17 protein-coding genes and 1 pseudogene are annotated in these 24,278 nt (G+C 37.3%); 5 read left to right on the top strand and 13 right to left on the bottom strand.

The annotated features are described in order from the left end of the window. Window positions 1-144: 144 nt before the first annotated feature. The gene (gene fabI / locus BLS02_RS05420) at window positions 145-924 is read right to left on the bottom strand and encodes an enoyl-ACP reductase FabI (protein ID WP_092491925.1); all 780 of its coding nucleotides are present in this window, start codon (window positions 922-924) and stop codon (window positions 145-147) included. 253 nt (window positions 925-1,177) lie between these two features. Here fabI and BLS02_RS05415 point away from each other — a divergent pair, with 253 nt between their 5' ends. Then, complete coding sequence (locus BLS02_RS05415) at window positions 1,178-3,694, top strand: YheC/YheD family protein (RefSeq protein WP_092491924.1); 2,517 nt, start codon at window positions 1,178-1,180, stop codon at window positions 3,692-3,694. Window positions 3,695-4,013: 319 nt separating this feature from the next. Here BLS02_RS05415 and BLS02_RS05410 read toward each other — a convergent pair. Continuing rightward, window positions 4,014-4,634 (bottom strand): annotated as a pseudogene (locus BLS02_RS05410) (flagellin); the annotation flags it as partial. Window positions 4,635-4,891: 257 nt separating this feature from the next. After that, window positions 4,892-5,119, bottom strand: a complete 228-nt coding sequence (locus BLS02_RS05405; RefSeq protein WP_439144704.1) for a flagellin N-terminal helical domain-containing protein — start codon at window positions 5,117-5,119, stop codon at window positions 4,892-4,894. Window positions 5,120-5,432: 313 nt separating this feature from the next. Here BLS02_RS05405 and BLS02_RS05400 point away from each other — a divergent pair, with 313 nt between their 5' ends. Beyond that, window positions 5,433-6,761: a short-chain fatty acid transporter gene (locus BLS02_RS05400; RefSeq protein WP_092491923.1), complete on the top strand. Its 1,329-nt coding sequence runs from the start codon at window positions 5,433-5,435 to the stop codon at window positions 6,759-6,761. Between the two features lie 33 nt (window positions 6,762-6,794). Here the strand turns inward: BLS02_RS05400 and BLS02_RS05395 are convergent, their stop codons facing one another. Beyond that, entirely contained in the window at window positions 6,795-8,459 is a 1,665-nt protein-coding gene (locus BLS02_RS05395) for a sensor domain-containing protein (RefSeq protein WP_092491922.1), read from the bottom strand. A 157-nt stretch (window positions 8,460-8,616) separates the two neighbouring features. On the opposite strand from BLS02_RS05395, the gene BLS02_RS05390 reads away from it, so the two are divergent. Then, window positions 8,617-9,630 carry a potassium channel family protein gene (locus tag BLS02_RS05390; RefSeq protein ID WP_092491921.1) on the top strand — a complete coding sequence of 338 codons (1,014 nt, stop codon included), beginning with the start codon at window positions 8,617-8,619 and terminating at the stop codon, window positions 9,628-9,630. Window positions 9,631-9,678: 48 nt separating this feature from the next. Here the strand turns inward: BLS02_RS05390 and prpB are convergent, their stop codons facing one another. The 9 genes from prpB to BLS02_RS05345 form a co-directional block, all read right to left on the bottom strand. Beyond that, on the bottom strand, window positions 9,679-10,575 hold the full coding sequence (prpB, locus tag BLS02_RS05385) for a methylisocitrate lyase (RefSeq protein WP_092491920.1): 897 nt from the start codon (window positions 10,573-10,575) through the stop codon (window positions 9,679-9,681). A 16-nt stretch (window positions 10,576-10,591) separates the two neighbouring features. Beyond that, window positions 10,592-12,016, bottom strand: a complete 1,425-nt coding sequence (locus BLS02_RS05380) for a bifunctional 2-methylcitrate dehydratase/aconitate hydratase (protein WP_092491919.1) — start codon at window positions 12,014-12,016, stop codon at window positions 10,592-10,594. A gap of 13 nt (window positions 12,017-12,029) precedes the next feature. Continuing rightward, window positions 12,030-13,424, bottom strand: coding sequence for an SLC13 family permease (locus BLS02_RS05375; protein WP_092491918.1), 1,395 nt, complete (start codon window positions 13,422-13,424; stop codon window positions 12,030-12,032). Window positions 13,425-13,430: 6 nt separating this feature from the next. Then, window positions 13,431-14,918: a tripartite tricarboxylate transporter permease gene (locus tag BLS02_RS05370; protein ID WP_092491917.1), complete on the bottom strand. Its 1,488-nt coding sequence runs from the start codon at window positions 14,916-14,918 to the stop codon at window positions 13,431-13,433. Between the two features lie 24 nt (window positions 14,919-14,942). Beyond that, window positions 14,943-15,401 (bottom strand): tripartite tricarboxylate transporter TctB family protein, encoded by a 459-nt coding sequence (locus BLS02_RS05365; protein WP_092491916.1) that lies wholly within the window; start codon window positions 15,399-15,401, stop codon window positions 14,943-14,945. A gap of 139 nt (window positions 15,402-15,540) precedes the next feature. After that, window positions 15,541-16,521, bottom strand: coding sequence for a Bug family tripartite tricarboxylate transporter substrate binding protein (locus BLS02_RS05360; protein ID WP_092492242.1), 981 nt, complete (start codon window positions 16,519-16,521; stop codon window positions 15,541-15,543). Window positions 16,522-16,759: 238 nt separating this feature from the next. Then, complete coding sequence (locus BLS02_RS05355; protein ID WP_092491915.1) at window positions 16,760-17,446, bottom strand: response regulator; 687 nt, start codon at window positions 17,444-17,446, stop codon at window positions 16,760-16,762. Next, window positions 17,447-19,039, bottom strand: coding sequence for an ATP-binding protein (locus BLS02_RS05350; RefSeq protein ID WP_092491914.1), 1,593 nt, complete (start codon window positions 19,037-19,039; stop codon window positions 17,447-17,449). A gap of 228 nt (window positions 19,040-19,267) precedes the next feature. After that, window positions 19,268-20,158 carry a DMT family transporter gene (locus BLS02_RS05345; protein ID WP_092491913.1) on the bottom strand — a complete coding sequence of 297 codons (891 nt, stop codon included), beginning with the start codon at window positions 20,156-20,158 and terminating at the stop codon, window positions 19,268-19,270. A gap of 309 nt (window positions 20,159-20,467) precedes the next feature. Between BLS02_RS05345 and BLS02_RS05340 the strand changes: the two genes are divergently transcribed. Both BLS02_RS05340 and BLS02_RS05335 read left to right on the top strand, forming a co-directional pair. Next, window positions 20,468-22,159, top strand: coding sequence for a serine hydrolase domain-containing protein (locus BLS02_RS05340; RefSeq protein ID WP_092491912.1), 1,692 nt, complete (start codon window positions 20,468-20,470; stop codon window positions 22,157-22,159). A gap of 10 nt (window positions 22,160-22,169) precedes the next feature. Further along, a complete protein-coding gene (locus BLS02_RS05335; RefSeq protein WP_092491911.1) occupies window positions 22,170-24,278 on the top strand; it encodes a glycoside hydrolase family 3 protein in 2,109 nt (702 codons plus the stop codon).

Below are 24,278 nucleotides of genomic sequence, written 5' to 3'. Positions count from 1 at the left end.
CCCTGGTTCGATAATAGTAGTAATAGAAGGAACTCTATAGTGCGCTTGTATACTTTAGTATATGCACTGGCGTGTAGGAGTTCGTAATGCATTTGGGGGATAAAATTGAAAAACGAGCACCCTGTGTAGGATGCTCGCCTATTCTTATGATCCAGCGATAATATGAAAACCGGAGTCCACATGCAACACATCACCAGTAACACCACGTGCCATGTCACTAAGTAAAAATGCAGTCGCATCGCCAACCTGGTCCTGATCAATCTGACGACGGAGCGGCGCTTTTTCTTCAATAACCGACATTTTATCATTGAAACCAGATACACCTTTAGCTGATAACGTGCGAATCGGACCAGCTGAAACAGCATTCACACGAATACCATACTTACCAACATCTTCAGCCAAGTAACGCACGCTAGCCTCAAGTGCTGCCTTAGCAACTCCCATCACATTATAATTAGGCACAACTCGCTCAGCACCAAGATACGTTTGCGTGACAATACCGCCACCCTCAGTCATCAGCTTTTTCACTTCTCGCGTCACAGCAACTAGTGAATACGAGCTAATATTTTGTGCTAGAAGATAGCCGTCACGAGACGTATCCGCATATTCACCATTCAGCTCGTCACGGTTCGCAAAAGCAACCGAATGGACAAGTCCATGAATGGTGCCAACTTTCTCACCAATTTCCTGGAATGCATTAACGATACTCTCATCATCAGCAACATCACATGACACAATTAGTGTTGGATCAATTTCATTTTGCGCGAGGAGTTTTTCCAGCTTTTGTTTCGAACGTTCCTGGCGGTTGGTGAAAATCAAGTTTGCCCCAGCATTGTGAAGAGATTTTGTAATACCCCATGCAATACTGCGATTGTTCGCAACACCCATTACAACTATGTTTTTATTTTTCAATAGTGAATTCATTTATGTACCTCCGATTGATTGAATATGTCTTACCTATAATGTAGCACAATTAGGACCAGGTGTTAAATGGGAAGGTAATTGTTTAACTGATATATAACATTAAACAAAAACGTACATTTTTTAAAAATTATAAAGTAATAAAAACAATTGGATTCCAAGAAACCTACTACTATCACCTTAAATAATCATGATGATTGTCCGATAATATATATAAGTCCTTTTATTAGAAATAAGTTATACAGGAGTGTCAGATATGGAAAATACAAAAGATAAACAACTTCACCAGGCATTAAATATAATAGATACATTATTAGAAGCGTCAGATCACTTCTATAAATTAGTAAAAAATAAAGAATTAAATCAAAGTATATTCATCTTTAGTTCCATGCTTGAAGGGGCTGAGACGGTTAATAAAATCATCACTTCCTCAATGGCTGAATATACTCCACAAAAAGATAAAGTAGAGAAGCAATTACTCTTAATCGCACAGAACCTTGAAAATGGGAAGCTTACCAAGATTGCAGAAATACTACAGTTTTCATTTATACCACTGCTTAAAGATTTAAGAAATTCTTTTTCAGAAAAAGTAGGTGTTCAAGATGAAAACAGACTTATTACAATCGGTGTTTTTGCTTCACTACGGAATCCCAGAACATTTTACACAAAAGAACGTGTTAATGCCTTAGTTCAGGAAAGTGAGAGGCAAAATACAAGGTTACTCTTTTTCTCTTCCAGTGATGTTGACTTTAACTCAGGACAAATAGAAGCGGATGAATGGCAGAATGGAAAATGGGAACGTACTGTAGCGGCTTTTCCGGATGTTATTAATAATGTTGGCGGAGGAAGAAGATCACACACCGAGCGGAAATTACGCCGACAAATTCCTTTCACCAGTTTCCATGTCGGTAATAAATTCTCCTTACCAAAGCGAATCGTACAACATAGAGATTATGCTGAATTACTTGTTCCCTTCAAGGTTTGTACCAACGAAGTAATGATACATGACTTTTTAGATGAAAATAACAGTGTTGTATTTAAGGCTCTTTCAGGAAATCGGGGAGAAAATATATACTTCATTACTAAAAAAGGTAACCGCTATTCATTATTGGACCAAAAGAAACAACAGATTTTAAATCAGAGCGCATTTAATGAATGGCTGCAAAAAATTATTTTAAGTCAAAAAGGCAGCTATATTATTCAGCGTTACATTCATACCAGGACAAAAAATGACGAACCTTACCATATTCGTGCACATGTTCAAAAAGACATGGAAGGAAAATGGCAACTTACTCATATATACCCACGTATTGGAAGTAAGAAGAGTAATCTTAGTAATATCAGCACAGAAGGTAGAGTTGAGGATCTGCTTACTTTTCTTACAAATGAATATGGCGAACAAGGGAAAAAACATGAACAAGCTATCCTAAAGCTATCCATGGATTTGGCTTGGCATCTTGACAAACTTCACGGCCTTGCCTTGGATGAACTTGGTATCGACCTAGCAATTGATGAAAATGGACGATATTGGATGCATGAAACAAACAACGGTCCACAAACGGCATTTCATGAAGAAAAAAGAGCAGTGAACACAATAGGATATGCCAAATATATTGCAAAGAATGTATTAGTTCATACAGACAGCATTCGTGAAGCTAGTAAGGTAAAGGGGAAGTTCAACGCAAGAACAACAAATCTTCCGTTTGCTGATTTAGATAACCGACCAATTATCGGTATGCTCCTTGGAGCACAGACAAATGACAATTTAGCATCGGCAGCGATTCAAGCAGCAAAAGAAGCTAATGTCCATTTTTATTCCTTTTCACCAAAGGACATTGATTATGATGAAATGCTGATAAAAGGATTCTTTTACGAAAACAACGAATGGACACCTAAAGTCGTTGAATACCCTGATGTAATAATTGACCGTCTTAAATTGAGAGGTGCTAAAAGAGCCCAAGTGTTATATGAAGAACTCGAAGATATTCCTTTTACAAACGAATGGTCAGCCCTCACCAGCAAGCGCTCGGAATTATACGAAAAACTGCAAACAAATGAAGAATTGGCTAACCTTCTATCACCTTATCAAAGGATCCACCGAACCCGTGACGTATTCCGGTTCATTGAAAGATATGGGAAAGTGATAGTAAAACCTGAAATTGGTTCCCTTTTAACTAGTCAGTACATTGAAAAAAATGCTAATGGTAAATATTCAGTGACAAAAGGAAAAACAATTAAAGAATACAGTGAATTTCCATTAGTAAATAACTTGAAAAATCTAATGAAAAAAGAAAATTTTATCGTCCAAAAAGATTCCGGCTTTATTACAAATAGCAGTCAGCCGTTCAACATTCATGTACACATGGCCAAAGGAAATAATAATGAATGGAGTATAGTAAGTCTTCGTTCAGAAGTTAAAAACAATGTGGATAATACTAAACAACAAGAAATTCATAGAGAGCAAAAGGATTTTAATGGAGACAATTTTGGTTCAATTTATTCGACATCGTTGCATAGACGATTAGAAAGATTATCTAGTAAAATTGTTAACACTATTGAGGAAGCACACGACGAATCAATTAGCGAAGCGGACATAAAATTAGCGCTTGATGAGAATGGGGAACTGAGTCTTATGGAAGCAGATCCAAACGGTCCTGAAGTGATAGCTAATGTAACAGAATTTGCAAACTTTGTTATACCATATGCTAGATTATTAACAGAATCTAACAAATCAGAAGCATCAATCGAGGAAGGAAAACAGTTAACATACTAGTAATTTAAAGCCACCATCTTTTGGTGGCTTTTTTGTATTAAATAATGCAAAATTTATAGATCAAGTTTCTATTATATCTTAATTAAATGAGATACTTCTTATTTAATTAGCTTAACTATCAACATTTTAACGTTCTTCATTATTAGGATTAAGAGAACAGACCACTTGTCATTTACTCATAAAAAAATTGATCTCAAATAACATTATTCCCCATTAGTTATTAATCCTTCTTCTTATCTTTTTCGGTATATCAAAGTACCAGTCTTCGTAGTAAAAAAAGAGACCCTAGATAACTAGAGTCTCATGCAAATATTCTAAATTAACGTAAAAGTTGTAATACTCCTTGCGGTTGCTGATTTGCTTGCGCCAGCATGCTCTGTGCCGCTTGTGAAAGAATGTTATTCTTAGTGAAGTTCATCATCTCTTTTGCCATGTCAACGTCTCGGATACGTGATTCTGCAGCTGTCAAGTTTTCTGCAGAAGTTCCTAGGTTGTTAATGGTATGATCTAAACGATTTTGTACTGCACCTAGTTTCGAACGTTCACCAGATACGCTATCAATTGCCTCTTGAATGGTAGTAATAGCTGCATCAGCTGCTTCCTCAGTAGAAACATCAATTCCTGTACCCTCTGTTTCACCTTGCACTTCCAAAGCTTCTGCACTCATATCTCCAATTTCCAAAGTTAAGTTTTGACCTTCATTTGCTCCAACATGGAATGTTCCTTCAAAGCTGCCATCAAGAAGATTTTTAGTGTTAAATTCAGTGTCCTGAGAAATGTCAGTTAATGCACCTGCTAATTGATCCACTTCTTTTTGCATTTCTGCACGGTCCGTGTCAGTATTCGTATCGTTGGCACTTTGAACAGCTAGTTCACGCATACGTTGCAAAATTGAATGAGATTCGTTCATTGCACCTTCTGCAGTTTGTACTAGAGAAATCAAATTTGTTATCGCAGTGGCTGTTTATCCGCTGCTTCTTTATGTTTCCATAAAGTTCAGATCATATCTTCATCCTTATAGGATGCCCCGCGCTCGTGGGTGGGTTATTGGTATGGATCCTCACCACCTGATCGTTACACCTTCCTAACTACTTTCACCAATTCATTAGGCTTGGCTCGGTATTGCCCACCATCCACACTGCAAAGCTGGTTTGGGGTTCCACCGAATTCACGGAGTTTTCATCTAAGTATTGCTACCTAGAGCGGCATTTCTGGTCTACCGTCTTGGGCATTTTTCTGTGCCATTTCCAAACCACGAATCTGTCCACGCATTTTTTCAGAGATTGCAAGACCTGCTGCATCGTCTCCTGCTTTGTTGATTTGTAGACCTGAAGAAAGTTTTTCTAAAGACCCTTGTGTTGCTTGGTTGTTGTTGCTTAGTTGGCGGTGCGTGTTTAGCGCCGCAATATTGTGATTAATAATCATGTTTTCCTTACCTCCATGTAAGTGTATTTTTTTTTGCGAGTCACATCCTTATGTCTCGCATGTCCTTCTGATGTTATGGCCATAACATTCATTCATCATGATGATGTATTACTTATATCGGCAATGTTCGATAATGTTTAAATCTTTTTTGGAAAAATTTTTAATTATATTTTTCCCGTTTTTTAACACTCATCATCTCCTTAACCAAATCATACAATTAAAACAAGCCAATTGACGCAACAAAGAATCTTCTGATAGTTTTAAAAGGTGCACTTAAATAAAGCGCTTACAATATACAAAGGAGGAAATCTAATTGAAAGCATTAACATCATTTTTCGACCGAATGGTACAACGATATTTACCTGATGCATTTCTTTTTGCAATTATTTTAACGTTTATCGTTTTCATTTTAGGGATGGGTGTCATGGGCAGTACAGCTATTGAAATGACACAATATTGGGGAGACGGTTTCTGGAACTTACTGGCTTTTGCCATGCAGATGTCGCTTATCGTTATAACTGGCTACATACTTGCAAACACGCCGCTTGTCAAACGATTGTTAGCTAAGATCAGTACGCTTGCAAATTCACCTGGCCAGGCAATCATACTTGTTACATTTGTTGCTGCAATTGCATGTCTGATTAACTATGGTTTTGGCCTGGTAGTAGGGGCGTTACTGGCAATCCATGTGGCTAAACGTGTTCCATCAGTAGACTATCGTTTACTAATGGCGAGTGCCTATAGTGGGTTCCTGTTATGGCATGGTGGTCTTTCAGGCTCTATTCCATTATTAATTGCAACACCTGATCACTTTCTGCAGGATACAATTGGAACAGTTCCTGTAACTGAAACACTTTTTAGCGGATTTAATATTTTCATTGTCGTTACTTTACTTATTACACTTCCACTTTTGAACAGATTTCTAATGAAGTCACGCGATCCGCTTAACAATACAGATGCTTCTACATGGAAATCGGAGGATACTGAGCCAGAGGAGGAAGCTCCAGCTAAAGATGACATGACACCAGCTGAACGATTAGAAAACAGTCAAATCATTTCCTTATTAATTGGGGCTATGGGGCTTAGCTTTATTGTTTATCATTTTGTTCAAAACGGTTTCGACCTGAACATTAATATTGTAAACTTTATTTTCCTATTCTTAGGAGTTATTTTCCATAAAACACCACGTCGTTTCCTTACCAGTGTAACAGGGGCGGTTAAAAATGTTGGCGGAATTATCATTCAGTTCCCGTTTTATGCCGGCATTATGGGCATGATGGTCGCATCTGGTCTGTCTCAGGAAATGTCCATGTGGTTTGTGAGCATTTCAACTGAATATACATTGCCATTATTCACCTTCATCAGTGCAGGGATTGTGAATTTCTTCGTCCCATCTGGTGGCGGTCAATGGGCTGTGCAGGGGCCAATTATGATTCCGGCAGCATTGGAAATAGGTGCAGATACCGCAAAAACTGCGATGGCCGTTGCATGGGGTGACGCGTGGACAAATATGATTCAGCCGTTCTGGGCATTGCCGCTCCTCGCAATAGCAGGCTTGAAAGTCCGCGATATTATGGGCTTTTGTGTGATGATTCTATTGTATAGCTTTATCCCAATATCTATCGGTCTATTGTTCTTTTAATTAAAATGCTGTCATCCGACTAGGATGACAGCATTATTTATTTTTCCATAGATTATATGAATCTCTTCCTCGATTTTTTGCTTCATATAATGCAATATCAGCATTCTTAAACAGGGAAACCGCGGTATTATCTTGCTTTTGAGACATTGCTATTCCTATACTAGTTGTAATGAAAAGCTGCCTATCATTTGCCTGCCAAGGCTTTCGAATACACTGTAGAATATCTTTGGCAATGGCAACTGCTTTATCGGCAGATCCAATATTCGGTAAAAGTATTATAAATTCATCGCCACCAATACGTGCAACAGTATCCTTTTCTCTAATCATTTGAGTTATTCTTCTCCCAAACTCTATAATAACCCTATCCCCAACGTCGTGACCCATTTCATCATTAACTTCTTTAAAGCGGTCAATATCCAACATGATTACAGCTAGTTCATCTTTGTTCTTTTCTTTTAAGGTTTCTAAAGCTTGATTTAATCGTTCATTAAATAAACGGCGGTTTGGAAGCTCAGTTAATGGATCATGAAGAGCAAAATCTTTTAACTTCATCTCATACTCTTTCTGCAAGCTAATATCTCTGGTCAAAACCAGTATATATATAAGATTGTTTCGATTATCAAAAACTGGTGTGCCACGTGATTCTGACCAAACATTTTCATTCTTATAGTTGTATTGTTTAATTTCTATTGAAAACGATTCACCACTCTTAATCGACTGAATAAAGGCCTCTTCCATTCGCATTCGATCATCAGGATGAACATTGTGCAGAAAGTTCTTCCCAAGGTATTCTTTATTATCATAACCTAATATTTTTCTATAAGATGGTGATGCATAGATTATTTTCCCTTTCTCATCCATTAAAGTTATTAGATCATGAGCATGCTCAGCTATGATTTGAAATCTCTTTTGGCTTTCTTCTAATTGTTTTTGAGCTTTTAATAGCTCCGTTATATCTCTAAAAATACAATAAACGCCAATTACTTGTTCATTTATTATTAACGGCGTAATCTTTATGGACAAGCAAATTTTATCTCCTGCTTTATTATGAATTTCCAACTGTGAATTTTCAGTTGATCCACTTATAGCTCCCATAAAAAGTTTCGTAGCTAATTGTTTATCCCCTTCAACTACGAATGAATCCCAGACTGATCCTTTATACTCTAATGGTGAATATCCAGAAATCGTCTCAACAGCAACATTTCCATTTGTAATATGACCATTTAAATCTAGTGAAATTATTGCATCGGAATTATGATGGAATAATGAATGATACCTTTCTTTACTTTCATGAAGCCTATCCCATGCTACTCTTCTTTCAGACTCAGCTACTTTTTCACTGGTGATATCTTTAACTACCCCTACAATTTGTTCACATTGGCCTAAATCATTAAATAGTGGAGTAAGTAACGTTTTTGAGTGAAACTTTTCACCTGCGTGAGATATGTATGAATCTTCAAAGGTTACACTATTTTTGCTTATAACTACTTCCTTATACTTCTCGTATAAGAAGTCTGATTGGTCTCGAGCGCATACTTCCTGAATTGTTTTACCTAATGCAGCTTGAGTTATATCCGTTCCTTCCATTGCCGCACGGTTCACAAAGTCATATGTAAATTCAAATCCACCTTCTACTTTCATCACAAAAACCATGTCACTTAAACCTTCCATTAAGACCTTATTAGAAATAATGTACATCCCCCCTATAAATTCAATATTTCCTATAAATAACGCATGTTACTTATATAACAAATTTAATAGTCCATTGACAAGTATATTTATCTAAAGATGTTTAAAATTTTTTATGATAAAATGATAAATACATTTACTGAGTAAAAACAAGGAGGACAAGTCATTGCATTTTTTTGTGAAACTTGGATTAAATTTAATAAAGATGAGAAACTTGACGCTGTTGCTCTCAACCGTAATTTTTGTTGTTCTGTGCACCTTCGTTATGTACTTCCTGGAACCAGATAACTTTGAGAGTCTGTTAAATACATTCTATTATGTCATGACAACCTTTTCCACTGTTGGTTATGGTGATTATTCCCCGTTAACTGCAGCCGGAAAGTTATTTGCAGTAATTATGTATATGATAGGGATTGGCTTGTTAGGGGTAGTTATAGGAAAAGTTGTCGACGTGTTTTCAATCTTTAGAAAGAAAAGGGAGGAAGGTAAAGTGGAATATACACAAGAGAATCACATCATCATTATCGGATGGGGAAAGAAAACTGAATCTGCTGTTGATGAAATTTTAAATTCAAATGAATCTGCTGAAGTCGTGATTGTTGACACATTGCCAAAATCACCGTTTGATGTATCGCTAGACAGAGTTCACTATATACAAGGAGATACTACAGAAGAAGAAACATTTAACAAAGCCAATATTACAAAGGCAAAGTCAGTAATTATATTTTCGGATGATAAAATCTACGAACCATCCTTGCGTGACGCAAAGACGTTAACTGTTGCGATTGTCGTGGAACGATTAGCACCAACTGTACATACCACTGTCGAAATTCTAACGGAGAAACATACCGCGAACTTCGCACATGTAAATATAGATGAGTTTATTCTGTCCCAGGAAACCATCTCAAGCCTGGCTGTCCGTTCAGCAATGTATAAAGGTGTGAGTAAAGTATATTCCCAGTTAATCAGCAGACAGCATGGCGAGGACCTGTTTAAGATTTCAAAAAAGGACAATTGGTCAACATATCATGACGCCTTTAAAGAATTGTTAGAGCAAGGCGCAACACTCATAGCAGACCGAGAAGAACTGGATATTAACAGACGACTAGATGAAAAAATTCCAGATGACGCGGAATTGTATGTAATTTGTGATAATGATACGTTTGAAAAGATAGTTTAAAGTATAGGACCAGGTTTCTAAACCTGGCCCTTTTTATATACGATATAGTTACAATTTCGTCTTCGCGATTTTACTATCCAAATCCTCGTATTCATAATAATCAATCGTTTCATACAATTCCTCTCTTGTTTGCATATCATCAAGCATGTTTTTCTGAGTACCAGTTTCACTGATTTCCTCAAAGACTTGCTCATATGCTTTTGCTGCAACACGAAGAGAAGTAACTGGATAGATGACAATGCTATAACCAAATTTTTCAAATTCATATGCACTATAATATGGGGTTTTTCCAAACTCAGTCATATTTGCTAAAAGTGGTGCATTGACTTCTCGCTTGAATTGTTCAAAGTGTTCTTGCTTCGCTAAGGCCTCCGAAAATATAATATCCGCTCCGGCCTGAACATATTGGTTGGCACGATTAATTGCACTATCTAGTCCTTCAACACTAACTGCATCAGTTCTCGCTACAATTACTAACGATGGTGCAACTTCCTTAATTGCTTTGATTTTTTGAGCCATTTCCTCATTAGGGACTAGTTTTTTCCCATTTAAATGACCACACTTTTTTGGCAAATCCTGATCTTCCATTTGAACAGCTGCCACGTTTATTTCAAGCATTTCCTTTGCCGTTTTAACTACGTTCAACACACCTCCGTAGCCTGTGTCTATATCTACTAAAAGCGGCATGTCTGTTGCTCGAACGATTTCTTTCGAGCGTGCTGCAATTTCCTCCGAATGTACAATACCTAAATCCGGTAATCCTTTACTTGCTGTATAGGCTGCACCTGATAAATAAAGCGCTCGAAAACCAACACGTTTGGCAACTAAAGCGGCCATGCCATCATGTGTACCCGGTATTTTTAAGATTGATTCATTTTTAACCAGATTCAAAAACCTAGTTGCCAGTTCTTTTTGTGATGATTGCTTTTGAGTTAACCAACTCATAAAACCACTCCTTCCATCAAATAATGAATTCAGCCATAAAGTTGTGGACTTCTGTTTTCCTCAAAGAAATTAAATCATTGCACATCTTGTAAATTTTCTCTGATTTTTTTTCGGGGAATCGTGTTGAAAGATTATCCTTAAATTTCTCTTTTAATTTAGGTATACCCTCTTCGCGACGGAAACGATGCCCTAATGGATACTCTCTTTCCACCAGTTTAGTGGAGGTGCCATCGTTAAAAAATACTTGTACAGCATTTGCAATAGAACGTTTTTCAGAATTTATATAGTCAATAGTATATTGTTTATTTTCCACAACTTCCATCTTATCCCGTATCTGATCAATTCTTGGATCTTGGGCAACGTCATCTTCATAGTGATCAGCTGTAAAATTTCCAAAAAGAAGTCCAATTGCAGTAATATATTGCAGACAGTGGTCGCGATCAGCAGGATTATATAATGGACCTGTTTTATCAATAATTCGAATTGCAGATTCATGTGTTGTGATAACAACTTTCTCTATTTCATCAAAACGACCATGTAAACTATCATGTAATTCTACTGCACACTCTGCGGATGTTTGTGCATGAAATTCTGCCGGATACGAGATTTTAAATAGGATATTTTCCATTACATAGGATCCGAGCTCACGTCCCAACACTAGCTTTTCACCACCAAATAAAATATCTTCAAAACCCCAACCTTTGGCAGATAAAGCAGTCTTGTAGCCCATTTCCCCGTTAACAGCCATCAAAGCTAACCGTACACCGCGACTTGTTGCATCACCGGCGGCCCATGATTTTCTTGAACCTGCATTAGGAAAATGACGATATGTACGTAAACTTGAGTTATCGATCCATGCATTAGACAATGCATTAATAATTTCTTCCTTCGTTCCACCAAGCATTTTCGTAACAACAGCAGTTGTAGCTACTTTCACATATAGCACATGATCAAGCCCCCGCCGATTTAAACTGTTTTCCAGCGCCAAAATACCTTGAATTTCATGTGCTTTAACCATTGCGTATAACACTTCATCCATTGTAAGAGGTGCTTTTCCTTCAGCAACGTTTTTTCTGCTCAAGTAGTCAGCAACAGCTAATATTCCCCCTAAATTATCTGAGGGATGCCCCCATTCAGCTGCAAGCCAAGTATCATTGTAGTCCAGCCAGCGAATGATTGTTCCAATATTAAAAGCTGCTTGTACAGGATCCAACTCAAATTGCGTACCTGGTACCCTACTGCCATTCGGAACCACCGTGCCAGGGACAATTGGACCTAAATGTTTGGTACATGCGGGGTAACGCATAGCTAAAAATCCACAACCTAATGTATCCATTAATACATGTGATGCTGTTGTAATTGCTTCCTCGCTTTCTATTTCACCATTTAGAACATATTCAGCTATTTCCTCCAAAATAAGATCAGAATCTGTGTTTTCCATTTTATTCCTCCTTTCACCAATAATAGATTGCTGCAAAAATTGCGGTAATCATAATTACCAAACTGGAAAATATACCAATCGTATATTGCTCCTTCTTTTTTAAAATGCCAGTTTCATAGGCCAAAAATGCTGTTGGGGAATGAATTGGCAATACCATAACCCCACCAATAATCATAATTACTAAAAAGGCGAGTTTTTCAAGTGGGATACCTATTAATTCAGAATAAGACATAACAATAGGGAAAATAACGATCATTGCAGAAGATGGAACAACAAATAAAAATCGTAATAAAAGAATAAATATAGCAATTGCTATGATTTTTACTACAATACTTCCATCAGGTGAAACGACACTGATTAATTCCTTTGCCAGGACACTTGCTGTTCCATTCTCAGCAATTAACATCCCTAACGAAAAGGAAGAACCCAGCAATAAAAAATTTTCCCAATCATAATTACGAATAACTTTATTATTAATCAAGTTAATTTTAGGTATTGAATAAAGAACAACTAAAATCATGGGAGGTAATAGTAACGGAATATATCTTTGGTCCGTTACAATCCACGTTACAATCATGACTAAAAAACTACTAATGACAATCCAAAAAAGGACTGGCATTGTTTCTTCCCTTTTTTTGTCATGAACCAAGGGTAGTTTCTTTCGATCATTGAACCATTCATCATCCGGTAAAGTCTTTTTCAAAAACTGCCAGACAAACAACACAACAATTAGAGACCCTATCCACAGTGGTGGGCCAATTTGTAAAATCCAATCTAGCCATCCGATATTTGCAACGTTATAATCCCTTAATAGTTGTGATGCAAGAATTGGAAACCCGCCACCAGTAAAAATAATCATTGTTGCATTTTGATTGAGCATTCCAATTACATATAAACAATACTTTTCAAATAAACTTTTTTCTGGATATCCGTAATAGTGATTTAACTTTGTAACCAAAGGTAACAGCATCTTAAATCTAGCAATAGCTGAAGGTAAAATAATTGGTAAAAACAAGATCAAAATTGGTAAGGAAGCTATAATTATTTTAGGACCGCCCTTACTAATTTTTAATAGGAAACGAACAATTACTCTGTCTACCCCAACCTTAACTAACGAATGGCTTATCAGCGATAACATTAAAATAAAGTATAGTGCTGGTGATAAGAAACCAACCATTGCTTCTTCCACACTATCAACCAGATCTAATAAAAGCATACAAGCTAGTAGTAAAATACTGGTCGAACCAGTTGGAATTGGTGCAGCCACCCACAGATAAACAGCTAATAGCAATAAACCTAATGTGAGCTGCTGTTCCAATGTGAAATTCAATAGAAATGTTGACCTTCCAATTATGAAAACAAAAATTAATGTAAAAACCATCAAATAATGTAATCTAAGAACTCTCATCTGTAGTTACCCTTTTCGACTGCGGATTTGGCGAATAAGCGGGAAAGTAAATGATAATAAAGCCACTAATAGCAAAGAAAGTGAAATAGGATCCTTGATGAATACCATCATACTTCCATTTGAAATGGTCAATGCTTGTCTAAACGACTGTTCCATCATACCCCCAAGAATAAATGCCAAAATTAATGGTGGTGCTGGAAATGCAAAAAGGCGCATTAAAAACCCAACTACTCCAAATAGCAATAACATATATAAGTCAAACGTGCTAAAACTAATTGCATACACACCTATAATACTGAACATGATTACTAGCGATATCAGTAACGGACGTGGTATTTTTAGTATTTTTGCAATATATGGGATTAAGGGTAGATTTAATACTAAAAGAAAAACATTACCTAAATACATACTTGCAATAATTCCCCAGAAAATTTCAGGATGGTCCGTCATTAATAACGGGCCAGGTTGTACGCCTAATACCATGAATGCACCTAGCATTACTGCTGTAGTACCAGAGCCCGGAATACCTAAACTCAATAGCGGTACGAATGCTCCACTTGTTGCAGCATTATTAGCAGTCTCTGGAGCAGCGAGTCCTTTGACAGATCCTTTCCCAAACTCATCAGGATTTTTTGCAATCCGTTTTTCTGTGATATATCCAATGAACGATGCGATTGTTGCACCTGCACCAGGAAGTACCCCCAAAATAAACCCAAGAAATGACTGCCTTGTCACAGGACCTTTCATTTCATTGAAATCGCCTTTTGTCAGCCTTAAGCTACCAAGCTTATGTGCATTATTGACAGATAAATCCTTCCTATTTATAATCAACGAACACACTTCAGCTAGTGCAAATAGTCCCAATGCAATAACTAGAAAGTCAAGTCCTTCCAGCAGACTAACATTTCCGAAAGTATAGCGCTGTGTACCAGTTTGCGCATCAATTCCAATTGTTGCCACCATAAACCCAACAACTGCTGAAATCAATGCTTTAACTGTTGACCCCTCCGATAAACTGGATATGGCTGTTAGTCCCATAAACATTAAAGCAAAATAAGCTGCAGGACTAAATGCTACTGCTACACTTGCAAGTGCTGGTGCAAATAACATTAACAAAACAACACTTACTGTTCCTCCAGTAAACGATGCAACTGCTGCAATGGCCAGTGCTTTTCCCGCTTTACCTTGCTGGGCCATTGGATATCCGTCAAATGACGTTGCAACCGTACCCGAAATTCCAGGGGCGTTTAATAATATCGATGCCGTTGACCCTCCAAATACTGCACCATAATAAACACCTGCCATCATTACTAAGGCAGTAGAAGGATCCATTCCATATGTAATAGGAATCATTACAGCAATTGCAGTGATTGGACCAAGTCCAGGCAACATACCGATAAATGTTCCAACAAATACACCAATTAATACAAATAAAATTCCTGTTAAACTAAAAGCTACTTCAAATCCAGTCATAAGACCTTCTAGTGAACCCATATGCTACCTCCTTAATGTGTTGCGCTAAAACGGTAAAATCCCTTCTGGTAAACTGATTTTCAGAAATTGAGTAAAGGTCAAGTAAATAAAAAGGGGGAATAAAATTGAAACAATAATATTTGTTTTAAATTTTTCATACCCTAGAAACCATGAACTGAAAAAGATAAATACTGCTGTTGATACGATAAATCCTAGGACTTCAAGCAAAAGTATATAAAAAAAGATAAATATAAAAACAGCCAATAATGCCCCTATATCTTTTTTTGGAATATCTCTTCTTGCTTTTTGTTCCTTTGTTTCTGAATCCTTTGTAAAATATAGAAGAACTGCCAATCCTACCAACAACCATCCTAATCCTGTTGGTATAACATCTGCATCAACCGGAGAATATGGATACGAAGGGAGGTTTGAAGTCATATATAGATATCCAATACCTACAAGGATTAAAACTATACTTACTTTTTGGTTCATTGTTTTTAGCATCTTTTCACCGCCTAATAATCATCTTTTAAACTATTACAAAACTTGGCTGATCGCTAAGCCATAATGTAGATAAGCCTTAGTTGCACTGCTAAAAAGGTAAAGCCAATGACCATGATCATTGGCTCCACTAATTTTTACCTTATTTTCCAATTCCTAATTCATCTAACAAACCTTGAATTTCTTTCTTTTGATCATCTAAAAATGTCTTATACTCTTCGCTGTTCATATACATTTCGCTCCAGCCATAATTTTTCCTGATATCAGCAAATTCCTCTGAGTCACTTAACTTTTTAAATTTTTCTTCATAGTATTTAACTGCTGCCTCATCCATATTTGGTGGTCCAAAGAATCCACGCCAATTTACAAATGTAGCATCAACTCCTTGCTCTATTGCAGTAGGGAAGTCAGATAAAACCTCACCTTCTAAACGCTCTTCTGATGTAACGGCTAATACTTTAATTTTGCCTGCCTTAACTTGCTCCACAGTTTCTGCTACACCTGTTGAAAACACGTCTACACTGCCATTTAACAATGCTGTTAAAGCTCCACCATCCTGATCCGAAACATATTTAACTTTTGTAACATCCACTCCAGCAGCCTTAGCTATTTTCATAAATTGAACATGGTCCATACTGCCTGGTGAAGATGCACCAACTACAGTAATGCTTGATGGATCTTCTTTCATATCAGCAAATAATTCATTTAAATTATCCCATTTCGCATCAGCAGCTACTGCGAACGCTGCATAGTCTGCAATCATATTTGAAAGTGGTGTGAAATCTTCATGGCCATACTCTGATTGTCCGTTAAGTGGTACTAATAAAATTGGTGGTGATGAAACAAACAGATCAGTATTGCTGCCTTCTTTTTCTGCTATTGAAGCCCAGCCAACAGCGCCACCGCCACCAGGTTTATTAACAACTCCAATATCCTGTTCGATAATTCCGGTTTCATTAAAAGTTTTTCCTACCATTCTAGCAGTTGTATCCCAACCGCCACCCGCTCCAGATGGAGATACAATTTCGATCGGTTGTTCTGGAGACCAATCTCCAGAAGAAGTATCACCGTCTGAACCACTTGCTTCTTCGCTTCCACCTGAACATGCTGAAGCAATAACCATTAATAGGACTAATACTAAAAGTGATAATAATTTTTTCACTACTATTTCCCCCTTTTGTTATTACAATGAATAATCGTCAATCATTGCATCTGCTACTAAGGTTAATATAATTCAGTGAAAATGTAACCGTTTTCAAAATAATGAATAATAACAACTTTTTATATTTTTTGTTTATTTTGTTCACAGTATTATCACAATATTTTAGTAAAGTGAAATTAAAAAACACCTTGAATGTTTATCAAGATGTTTTACGATTTATATTATATTTTCTTTCTGGCCTTCCAACAATTCCATATTCTAATTCAGCTGCACAAGTACCTTCTGAAATCAAATGCTCTAAATACCTCCTGGCAGTAGTTCTTGATGCACCAATTTTCAGGCCCATTTCTTCTGCCGTTATACCTTCATTCATTTCAAACATAATTTGTTCAATTTTTTCCAATGTTAGTGGATCAATTCCTTTAGGTGTTTCCTTTATATTAGATTTCCTTTGTTTTGCCTGGCCAAAGTATTCATCTAAAAAAGATTGATTAATCTCTTCAATTTCATCCAGTGTCTTTTTTGTATCTTTATATTTCTCAATTGTTTCAACAAATCGATCCATTTTCACAGGTTTAATTATATAATCGAACAACCCTTTACGTATTGCTTCTTCAATCATTTCTTTATTTGTTGCTGCAGAAATCATGATAATGTCAAGTTGAGGTTTTAAATCACGCATTTCCTTTATAAGTTCAATACCGAGGATATCCGGCATGAAAATATCTAATAAGACTAAGTCTGGTGAAGTTTCATCAACTAACTTTAATGTTTCTTTACCATTCAATGCTTTACCTACAACTTTAACTCCACTAATTTTCATTAAAAATTCCTCATGAATACCAGCTACCCGATAATCATCCTCTGCAATAATAACTCGAATCATTTAATCACTCCCTATCTGTTTCTTAGGAATAAATACAGAAAAAACAACTCCACCATTTTGTTGATTATGAACCTCAATTACCCCATTAAGTTCATCAATGATTTCTTTTACGGAGCTTAAACCATATCCACGGTCAATTTTTTCCTTTGTAGAAAAACCTATATCAAAAATATAATCGAGGTGTTCCTCTTTAACCCCACAACCATTATCCGAGATATCAAAAATAATATCCTCACCAATATCTGTTGCGAAAAATGTTACCTGTTTTTTATACTCACTATCTACAACTGCCTCGAATGCATTATCAATTAAATTGCCTAATATTGTTATTAATTTTGAAATATCTATTCGCCTTGGTATATGTTCCAAAGAACTATTACTGTCAATATGGAAATCAATCTTTTTCTCAGATGCTTTACTAATCTTACCCAATAATATTGCTTGAACAGCCTTATCTTTGATTTGTTGAAGTACAACGTTATTCTGTTGCAAATGAACGGCTGATTCTGATTGAATAAGTTCAATTGCTTCATTATAGTGTCCAAGTTGAAGCAGTCCAGATAATACATATAACTTATTGGTATATTCATGCGTATGTGCACGAAGATCTTCAGAATACCTTCTAACTTCTGACAAGGCATTAAGCATCTCATTTATCTCTGTCTTATCACGAAAACTTGCTACAACACCAACAACTTCATTATTTTCAAAAATAGGAGTACGGTTCACAATTATTTCTCTATCCCCAATAAACATTTCTTCATCTTTTTTTTGCTCTTTGGATTTTAGTACATTATACATTTTCGTATTGGGAATTATTTCTTCTATTTTCCTGTAACTGTCGTCACCAGATAGTCCGAGAATCTTTCTGGCAGATGGATTCATCATCGAAATATAGCCCGCTTTATCAATTGCAATTATTCCTTCTTTTATTGACTGCAGGATTGCATTCCGATCCCGGTATAACGATGCTATTTCATGAGGCTCTAGCCCATGAGTATCTTTCCTGATATTTCGTGCTAACAGTATACCCCCGATCACACCGATAACTAAAACCAGTAATGATATACTTGTAATCTTTAACAATTTATCATAAACAATAGATTTAATGTCTTCTACCATATATCCGACTGAAACAATCCCAATAATTTTCCCTTGGTCATTGAAAATTGGTGCCTTTCCACGCAACGATGGTCCTAAACTTCCAACCGCTCTTGATGTATAATACTGACCATGAATTAGTGCTTTACCATTGTCGCCGCCCACCATTCGTCTTCCTAACTTATAATCATCAGGATGCGCATATCGAATACTATTGGAATTTCCAATTACAATAAACTCAGCACCTACTTTTTTCCTTATTCTTTCAGCTATTGGCTGAATTACTTCAGCAGGATTTTCTAGTTTAAAAGCATTCTTTACTGAAGGCATAAAAGATACTGTAGTTGCTACATGCAAGGCCTTTTCCCCTATATTCTTAGAAGTTTCCTCCGACTCAATATACGAAATGATACCAGCTAGCAAAATCGTCACGAATAATATCAGCATAATAATTAATCCTAAGATCTTTGTCTGCAAGCTGACTCGTTTCATATGTTATGTACAACCTCTCCACTTCTTAAATTAAACCTATCGTAAACTTATCATAATAGTAAGTAAATTAGAAGAAGAGATTATTCTGTATATATTATAACACTTGGCTTTACGACAAGCCTTAATGATGAAAATCCTTAGTTACACTTATGCAGTAAGAAAGGATTTATACTTTCTTATCTACAAAAAAGAGAGGATTCCTCCCAGCTGAGGTATCCTCTCTTATTTCTACTTTCGCGATAACTGCGCAACCACAATCCCGACTAATATAAGCACAGACCCAACAATGATCCCGATTGTCAATGTCTCTCCTAATATCAACCAGCCGAAGAACAATCCGAACACCGGCACGAGCAATGTTGATAGGGTTGCAGTGACCATATCAATCGTACTCAGCAGCAGGAACCAAACTGAGAAACATAGTGCTGATGCCAATACACCGGTAAAAAGTATGTAAAATATGCTTTCCCCGGTGAGCTGAACAGGGTCTCCCCATTCTGCAAATAAGCTTGCTATGATAATTCCAATTGTCCCAAACAGCATTTGATACGCTGTGACCTGGATCTTATTCATGCCCTGCAAATTTGTCCGATAGTAGACATTTGATGAAGCCCAGGCTATCGCGGCAACAATTATAAGTATTTCACCAAAAATCACTTCAGGATCCTGCACCATGAAGATATCCCAGCCCAGAATCGTCACCAGTCCCAGCATTCCAATGCCTAAACCGATTGTTTTTCCGGCTGATATTTTTTCACCCAAAATCTTTACAGCAAAAATACTGCTCCAAAGTGGCATTGAATACAATAGTACCGATGACTTTCCTGCATCGACAAACTGCATCCCATACATGACAAGCAGAAACACAATCGATGTTTGTAAAATCCCAACAATAATCAGATGCTTCCACATATTACGTGGTAGTTTACCAGCTTTCCACAGCCATACTACAAGAAGCAGTGTGACCGCCCCTGTTCCAAAGCGAAACGCCGAGAATGTAAAAGGCCCCATATAATCAAGTGAGGCTTTCATGAAGACCCATGCATAGCCCCAGATAGTTGTAATGAGCAGAATTAATGCCCAGACAAACCATTTATTTCTTAGTATAGAATTCCCCATATTCAACAAACCTCTTTTTAAAATATAATAAGACAAGTATATTAATTTCCCATTATTCTAGCAATTATCTAGCCTTTAGAAAATTTGGCTTATCGCCATGCCTTTATATAGTTAAGCCTTAATTGCACTTATGCAGTAAGAAAGGATTTATACTTTCTTATCTGCCGATGATACTTTCCGCCCATCCCATTACTCTTATATTTAGTAACTTTCCCAAGTTTTTTAATACCTAAGTTGCATGGACGGCATTATTATTTAATTTTATCCTTAATGTAAGCCTTTACATTAATTGTCATAAGGAGGAGAGAAATGAGGAGAAAATTGTCGTATATTTCATTATCCGTAATTGTTTCGACATCATTTTTCGCAACAACTGGATTGCCTGCAAGTGCTGACATGATACCTAAACCGACCATTGAAAAAAAGGACAAGAAGAATGTTCAGGAAAAGGCTCATCCCAAATTTAGCTGGGGCACTCCAGGTCCAACATCACCTATTTTGCATCCTGGCTCAATAAAAGGTGCTGGTATGGTTGCAGAACCGTTAAACGAGATTGACTCTGTAATGGAATCTATGATTTCTGATAACGTGATGCCTGGCGCTGTAACATTTGTTGCCCGCCGTGGTCACATTGTTCAGCATGAAGCATATGGCGATGCGGCAATTTATCAGGATGATAGCGGAAATCAACTTGAAGACCCTGTCGCAATGAGCAAGGATACTATTTTTGACGTTGCTTCCCTTAGTAAAATATTCACGACCATTGCAGCAATGAAGTTACATGAACAAGGGCATTTTAACCTGGATAATCCTGTAGCGGATTACATTCCGGAGTTTGCTCAGAACGGGAAGGAAAATGTTACTATCCGTCAACTAATGACACACACATCAGGATTCAAGCCATGGGTACCCCTTTATAGCATTGGCGAAAATAAACAGGATCGACTGCAATATGTTTTCGAATACCCATTGGACAATGAACCCGGAACGACATACACGTATAGTGATTTAAACATGATTACATTAGCTGTTATTGTCGAACGGATATCTGGTAAAGGATTGGATCAATTTGTAAAAGAAAACATCACAGAACCCCTCAATATGACTGACACCATGTATAATCCACCTGAAGAATTAAAAAATCAGATTGCTGCAACCGAAGACCAACCATGGACAGATAGAGGTCTCGTCTGGGGCGAGGTACACGATGAAAATGCATGGTCACTTGGTGGAGTCGCAGGTCATGCAGGTGTATTTTCAACAGCAAATGATCTGGCAAAATTAGGTCACATGATGATTAACGAAGGACGTTATGGAAGTAAACAAATTCTTCAACCGGAAACGGTCGAACTGCTTGTCGAAAATCAAATCCCACAATTTCCAGGAGATGAACATGGTTTAGGATTTGAGCTTGCACAAGGCTGGTACATGGATGCCTTATCTGAATCGTCAACTATTGGACATACTGGTTATACGGGAACATCATTTGTAGTAAATCAGAACAACGATACGATTGCTATTTTGTTAACAAACCGTGTACATCCAACACGTGATACGGTTTCTACTAACCCAGCCAGACGTCAGTTTGCCCGCAAAGTTGCAGATGCTATTCCTGTCACTACACCAGGCAAAAATGATACATGGTTCTCTGGTTATGGTGACAACACTGATCAAAAATTAACCGCTGAAGTTAATGTGGAAAATGACACTTCAATTTCATTTGATACATGGTACAGAATCGAACAAGAATATGACTTCGGTGTTGTGGAGATCTCAGAAGATGGCCAAAACTGGACAAGTACAGGAGAATCCTTCACTGGTAGTAGTATCAACTGGCAGTCACAAGAAATTGATATACCAGCTGGAACAAAATTTATTCGCTTTAACTATCAAACAGATAGCTACACAAATGGCCGAGGTTGGTATATTTCAAATCTTCAGCTGAGTAATGGTCAATCAGTAGATTTCGACAGTCAAGACTGGGTAAAACGAGATTACTAATAGGAGGAAAATGATGCAAGCAAAATTCAAGTTATCCTTTATTATGCTAACAATTATCATGCTAATCGTTAGTCCATTAACATATACAAATAACACGGTAAAAGCAGCAGAGGATGAATCAGTTAATGACCTCATTCTTTTAGAGAACGTTCCACAAGCAACAGTACAAGTCACAAATAATCAAGTGGATTTAAGCGCATTACACATGTATAATGATGGCCATTTTAAATCCACCACAGAAAACCTCACCTGGGAATCAACTAATAAGAACGTTGCTACAGTTAATCAAAATGGTGAAGTTACTTATACAGAACAGCCGGGGCGTTCATTTATTACGGTAACAGACGGCACCTACGAGGATAGGATTGCCGTTGATTACAAACCAGACAACACAGCAAACAAAGGAAAACCCTCATTTTCAGGAAAAGTCGTAAAACAGGAAGACGAGCGCTACAACGTCATAGATAAAGCAATTAAAGGCATGACGGTGAAACAAAAAATCGGTCAAATGCTTATGCCGGACTTCCGCAATTGGGATGGCGAAAACGTTACCGAAATGCTACCTGAAATTGAGCAAACGGTAAAAGAATATGACCTTGGTGGCGTTATTTTATTCAGAGAAAATGTTGTAACAACGGAACAAACAGCCGAATTGGTGGCAGCATATCAGGAAGCATCTGAAAAATATGGTTTGCTGATGACAATTGACCAAGAGGGCGGCATAGTTACACGCCTGCAATCAGGAACAGACTTCCCTGGTAACATGGCGATTGGTGCGACACGCTCAACCGACCTTTCCCATAATGTTGGAAAAGCAATCGGTGAAGAACTTAATGCACTTGGTATCAATATGAACCTTGCACCAGTTATGGATGTTAATAATAACCCGGACAATCCGGTTATCGGTGTACGTTCTTTTGGTGGATCACCTGAGTTGGTTGCCGACATGGGCATCGCTTATACGAAAGGATTACAAAGCACCGGTGTAGCAGCAACTGCAAAGCACTTCCCTGGTCACGGGGATACAGCAGTTGATTCCCATCTTGGACTACCGGAAGTTCCTTATGATAAAGAACGTCTAATGGATGTGGAACTTTTCCCATTCCAAAAAGCAATGGAAGCGAACATTGATGCAATCATGACTGCACATGTTACTTTTCCAAAAATAGATGATACGAAAGTTGTTTCCAAAAAAGATGGAACCGAGATTTCTTTACCGGCAACACTTTCGCATAAGGTTTTAACCGGGTTAATGCGTGAAGAAATGGGTTATGATGGCCTGATCATTACGGACGCATTAAATATGAATGCTATTACAGAACATTTTGGTTCAGTCGACGCAGTGATTCGTGCCGTTAAAGCAGGAACAGACATCGTTCTTATGCCTGTAGGACTTGAAAAAGTTGCTGATGGACTTCTAAACGCAGTGGAAACTGGTGAGATTTCAGAGGAACGAATCGAAGCATCAGTTGAACGAATTCTAACCTTAAAAATAAAACGGAAAATCATCAAATCAGAATCGCCAACACCAGTAGATGAAATCGTCGAAAATGCTGAAGAAGTTGTTGGAGCGGAACAACATAAGCAAGTAGAAACAGAAGTAGCAAATAAATCTATTACATTACTTAAAAATAACAATGCACTCCCACTGGAACTTTCAAATGAAGAAAAGGTAGTTGTAGTAGGTAATTCATTTGTTAATAGTTTATATAATGCTGTGACTGAGTACCATCCCAACACAGAGGTTATCCAGACAGCAGGACCATTAAGTGATGAACAGCTTGCCCAGGTACAGAGCGCAAGCGCAGTAATTGTTGGTACGTATACGTATAACGTTAGCGGCCGGTCAGAAGACAGTTCACAAATGCAAATGGTTAATCAACTAATTGAAGAAGCTTCTTCACCTGTTATTGGAGTAGGAATTCGTAATCCATATGACATCATGGCCTATCCGGAAATCGATGGGTATCTAGCCCAATATGGATTCAGGGATGCAAGCTTTGAAGCAACTGCTGCATCACTATTTGGCGAGAACAATCCAACTGGTCTTTTACCAGTAACGATCCCTGGTGAAAATGGCGATGCATTATTCGAATTTGGATACGGGTTATCTTATTAA

Source organism: Virgibacillus salinus (assembly GCF_900102415.1).
Classification (GTDB): domain Bacteria; phylum Bacillota; class Bacilli; order Bacillales; family Amphibacillaceae; genus Lentibacillus; species Lentibacillus subterraneus.
This window is presented reverse-complemented; position numbering and strand designations above follow the sequence as displayed.

Excerpts from the sequence above, each read along its gene's own strand:
- fabI (WP_092491925.1), bottom strand. The coding sequence starts at position 924 with ATGAATTCACTATTGAAAAATAAAAACATAGTTGTAATGGGTGTTGCG.
- BLS02_RS05415 (WP_092491924.1), top strand. The coding sequence starts at position 1,178 with ATGGAAAATACAAAAGATAAACAACTTCACCAGGCATTAAATATAATA.
- BLS02_RS05405 (WP_439144704.1), bottom strand. The coding sequence starts at position 5,119 with ATGATTATTAATCACAATATTGCGGCGCTAAACACGCACCGCCAACTA.
- BLS02_RS05395 (WP_092491922.1), bottom strand. The coding sequence starts at position 8,459 with ATGTACATTATTTCTAATAAGGTCTTAATGGAAGGTTTAAGTGACATG.
- prpB (WP_092491920.1), bottom strand. The coding sequence starts at position 10,575 with ATGAGTTGGTTAACTCAAAAGCAATCATCACAAAAAGAACTGGCAACT.
- BLS02_RS05380 (WP_092491919.1), bottom strand. The coding sequence starts at position 12,016 with ATGGAAAACACAGATTCTGATCTTATTTTGGAGGAAATAGCTGAATAT.
- BLS02_RS05375 (WP_092491918.1), bottom strand. The coding sequence starts at position 13,424 with ATGAGAGTTCTTAGATTACATTATTTGATGGTTTTTACATTAATTTTT.
- BLS02_RS05370 (WP_092491917.1), bottom strand. The coding sequence starts at position 14,918 with ATGGGTTCACTAGAAGGTCTTATGACTGGATTTGAAGTAGCTTTTAGT.
- BLS02_RS05365 (WP_092491916.1), bottom strand. The coding sequence starts at position 15,401 with ATGCTAAAAACAATGAACCAAAAAGTAAGTATAGTTTTAATCCTTGTA.
- BLS02_RS05360 (WP_092492242.1), bottom strand. The coding sequence starts at position 16,521 with ATGGTTATTGCTTCAGCATGTTCAGGTGGAAGCGAAGAAGCAAGTGGT.
- BLS02_RS05355 (WP_092491915.1), bottom strand. The coding sequence starts at position 17,446 with ATGATTCGAGTTATTATTGCAGAGGATGATTATCGGGTAGCTGGTATT.
- BLS02_RS05350 (WP_092491914.1), bottom strand. The coding sequence starts at position 19,039 with ATGAAACGAGTCAGCTTGCAGACAAAGATCTTAGGATTAATTATTATG.
- BLS02_RS05345 (WP_092491913.1), bottom strand. The coding sequence starts at position 20,158 with ATGGGGAATTCTATACTAAGAAATAAATGGTTTGTCTGGGCATTAATT.
- BLS02_RS05340 (WP_092491912.1), top strand. The coding sequence starts at position 20,468 with ATGAGGAGAAAATTGTCGTATATTTCATTATCCGTAATTGTTTCGACA.
- BLS02_RS05335 (WP_092491911.1), top strand. The coding sequence starts at position 22,170 with ATGATGCAAGCAAAATTCAAGTTATCCTTTATTATGCTAACAATTATC.